This is a genomic window from Flavobacterium sp. (assembly GCF_031363805.1).
In the GTDB taxonomy this organism is placed as follows: domain Bacteria; phylum Bacteroidota; class Bacteroidia; order Flavobacteriales; family Flavobacteriaceae; genus Flavobacterium.
On sequence record NZ_JANLVD010000251.1, the window covers coordinates 1 to 3910 of the forward strand.

General features: G+C 25.3%; 3 protein-coding genes. All 3 read left to right on the plus strand.

Features of this window, described 5'->3' with window-relative positions; translation table 11 throughout:
- Positions 1 to 181: 181 nt before the first annotated feature.
- Positions 182 to 337: a hypothetical protein gene (locus RMN92_RS13030; protein ID WP_309609873.1), complete on the plus strand. Its 156-nt coding sequence runs from the start codon at positions 182 to 184 to the stop codon at positions 335 to 337.
- 98 nt (positions 338 to 435) lie between these two features.
- The gene (locus RMN92_RS13035) at positions 436 to 1050 is read left to right on the plus strand and encodes an AAA family ATPase (RefSeq protein WP_309609874.1); all 615 of its coding nucleotides are present in this window, start codon (positions 436 to 438) and stop codon (positions 1048 to 1050) included.
- A 41-nt stretch (positions 1051 to 1091) separates the two neighbouring features.
- Positions 1092 to 3910, plus strand: a 2819-nt coding sequence (locus RMN92_RS13040; protein WP_309609875.1) for a hypothetical protein, incomplete at its 3' end; no start/stop codon positions are given.

The window sequence follows — 3910 nt, forward strand, 5'->3', positions numbered from 1 at the left end:
AGTTTTTCTGGATTTTTTCCCAACATATTTGCAAGGTTTTAAAGCTCTAAAATACAAAATTCTGCAAGAAAAAACAAATAAATTAATCATTAAATAATTAACAATCAATGCGATAAGTATGGTTTAAGGAGCAACTAATTATTACTCCAGCATCGGTTGGCTCATTGGTGGAAAAACCAAAATGAAAGATTGGCAAGCAGCAGCAAGAAACTGGATGCTTAATACTCCTAAATTTTCAATCAATTTACCAAATCCACCAGCCCAAAAAGCAAATCCACAACCTAGAGCCTACAACCTCAAAGCAACCATTGATAAAAATTATGCAGAGCCATTGTAATCCAATTTGTCATTGCGAGGAACGAAGCACCCGAACGAAGTGAACAGAGCATAAGCTAATCTCCGTTTTGACAAATAAAAAATCAAACTTTCAAAACGATGAATTCAAAATACAATTATTCCGAAATGATTTCTTGGTTAGAACAAAAAGGCAAATTACAATTTGGAGAAAAATTCCATTTCAGTGAAGCAGATGTAATTAATATTCAAAAACTGATTTGTTATTTTCTCAAAGATGAGGTTATGGCTGCCAATTTTAATTTAGATCTATCCAAAGGAATTTTACTTTCTGGACCAGTCGGCTGCGGGAAAACAACATTGATGACTTTAATGCGAAATGCAGCAAAGCAGAACAACAATTTTATAATGAAAACCTGCCGAGACATCAGTTTTGAATTTATCAAAGAAGGCTACCAAACCATTCAAAAATACAGCAACGGTAACAATTCTCATAGCGAATATAGAAACTATTGCTTTGATGATTTAGGCGTAGAAACCAACCTAAAATACTACGGAAATGAATGCAATGTTATGGCAGAAATCATACTTTCCAGATACGATATTTTCATTTCAAAACAAATTATAACGCACATAACCAGCAACCTTTCCGCCACCGAAATAGAAACTGCTTATGGTAATCGGGTGCGTTCTCGACTTCGTGAAATGTTGAATTTGATTGCTTTTGATGATAATTCGATAGATAAAAGAGTTTAATAAATAAATTATTTACTTTTATAAAAATTTAAAACTCTTAAATGCTAGAAGAAATATTACAAATATTTGACATAAATACTGATGCAATTGTAACAAATAGAGGTTTTTACTATCAATATTTGTCAGTATTAAAAAAATGGATAAATAATTTCATTGAGAATAATGATATTAAAACATATACCGAAGTCGATGATGACATTAAAGAAGTTGGAGATAATTTAGTTTTCACTCAAATTAAATGTTATTCATCAACTTTTAGTTTAAATTCGAGAGATATTAAAAAATCAATCTTCAATTTTTTTTTACTTTACCTAAAAAACAAAGAATTGAATAAAGATATTATATTTTGCTTTTCTACAAATACACAAATTTCATCTCGAGAAAAATTATTAAAAAGTTGGATTGATGATTCCAAATTTTTAGATGAAGATTTAAAGTTATCTTGTATTAATAAAGTTAAAGAAATACTAATTGATGAAATAAAGTTAAAGAAAAACAAAAAACTTAATTCGAAAATTTCAAATGAGAAAAAGCAAGAAATTAAATTATTAAGTGAAAGTTTTAAAACATTAGTATTAGAATCAGATATTGAAAAATTTACTAAATCAATAGTTTGGAAATTTGAAAATATCTCAACTGAAGAAGCAATTGAAAAATCTACAAATGAAATAGATTTTTTACTTAAAAATCAAAAATTTAATGGAATTTCAACATCAATATTATTTAGCGTATTCATATCAGAAATTTATAAATATTCCCAAAATAAAAATAGTGAAGAACGTTATTTGACTAACAAAACTATTGAAGATATTCTGATTAATACAGATTTAGAAATTTTAATCAATAACAAGATTTCTAAACTTTTAAAAATAGATGTTGATTTATTAAAGATTGAAGTTATTAAAATCCAAGAACAAATTGAAAAGCACGATTTTAAAATTGATAATTTAGAACAAATTGTAAAATCAAAATTCGATAGAGTAATACCTAAAGAATTAACAATTTTACCTGATTATAATTCAAATATTATTTATGATTGGGAAGATTTTTTAAAGGAAGTCAAATCAAAGTTGAATGAGAAAAAGATTCTTTCAATTTATAGCGAAGGAGGAATGGGCAAAACTTCTTTTGCAAGAAAATATTTAAAATCTTTTATAGAGTACAAACACATAATTTGGATTACAGTCGAGAACTCAATTGCTCATTCGTTTGTATTTGATGAGTTATTAGTTAAAAATATAGGTTTAGAGTTTTCAAAAAGTGATAATGTAGATCAAAGGTTTAAGATTTTACTTGGTGAGTTAAATAAAATTGATGGACAAAATTTACTTGTATTAGATATTCAAGAATTAGAGAATGATATTTCTTCATTTAATTTACTAAAAAGTTTATCCAGTTTTGAAAAATTAATACTTACACGAAATCACTTAACAAGTATTCCATCAATTAAATTGCCTAGAATTAAAATAGAAAATGCAATTCAAATTTTTAATTCTAATTGTAGTAAATTAAGTGATGATATTCTAATTACGGAATTTATAAATTATACAGACTTCAATTTATTATTTTTAGAACTAACAGCAAAAACAATTGAGAATAGTGTTGACTTAACATTAGATTTGTTTTTCAAATTATTAAAAGAGCAAAAATTAGATGATAATGAATTAAACATTGATATTGATTTGAATGACAATAATGAAACAATTAGAATTTTTAATTTTTTGCTTAAAAAGTTCAATTTTGAGAATCTTGATTCATACCAAAAACATTATTTAGAGTTCATTGCTTTATTGCCTTCAAGAAATATTGTTATTGAAGATATTATTCTTATTAATGGTATTGATTTTTATGATGAAAATAAAATTGTTATCGGGAATGCTATAAATTCTTTTGCGAAAAAAGGATTAGTTGAATATTCGCTTGACAAAAAAAGTATAAATATTCATAAAATTTTTAAAGAAATAATAATTTATAATTCTAGAAATCAATTAAATCCGTTTGTTGGTATTTCAATATATATAACTTGGTTAACTTTTAGAATACAAGAAGGTAATAACAATCCATCTAAATCGTTTAAATTTTTAAAATACGCTCAATCAATACTAGATTCAATAAAGGAAGATTTTAGACAAAGTATATATCAGCCATTGATAATGTTAGAAAACGAACTACTGTTTTCTTACAGATTTTATATTAATTCTAAAGATGAATTGCAAAAGTGGATAGATTTGTCTCAAAGATCGGAGAAACATCCATTTATAGATGAAATTAACCACGCGGTAATTTATACTAATCTTGGAGTTGAATACTCGTCAAATAATGATAATGATAATTCGTTGTTGTATTTCAAAAAAGCAGAAGATTTATTTAAAAGAGATGAAAAAAAATATATAAGTGGTATCATAACTTGTTTAAATAATACTTCAAACATCTATTTAAAGAATCGTGATTTGCGTGGTGCATTAGAAAATTTTAAAGAAGTTCAAAAAATTAGAAAAAAATACAACCTCTACAATGATCAACAAATTGTAATTGAATATAAAATCCTTGCAGATACTTATAAAATTTGTAACGAGTTTAAAAAGGCAATTCAGATTATGAATGAAGGTATAAAAAAACACTTATCTTTAGTTCAAGAAAACAGAAATGATTTTTATTTAGGTATTTGTTTTAATCTTCTATCTACTTTACATATTTTGGATAATGATTTTGATTTAGCCATATTAAATCAAGAAATTGCTGTCAAAATTCTTGAAGAAATGAAATTGTATAACAGTGAATATCTATTCCTTATGTATCAAATTTTATTGAGTTTATATAATCATAAAGAATTTACTGCAAAAGCAAATGAAGTTGAAAA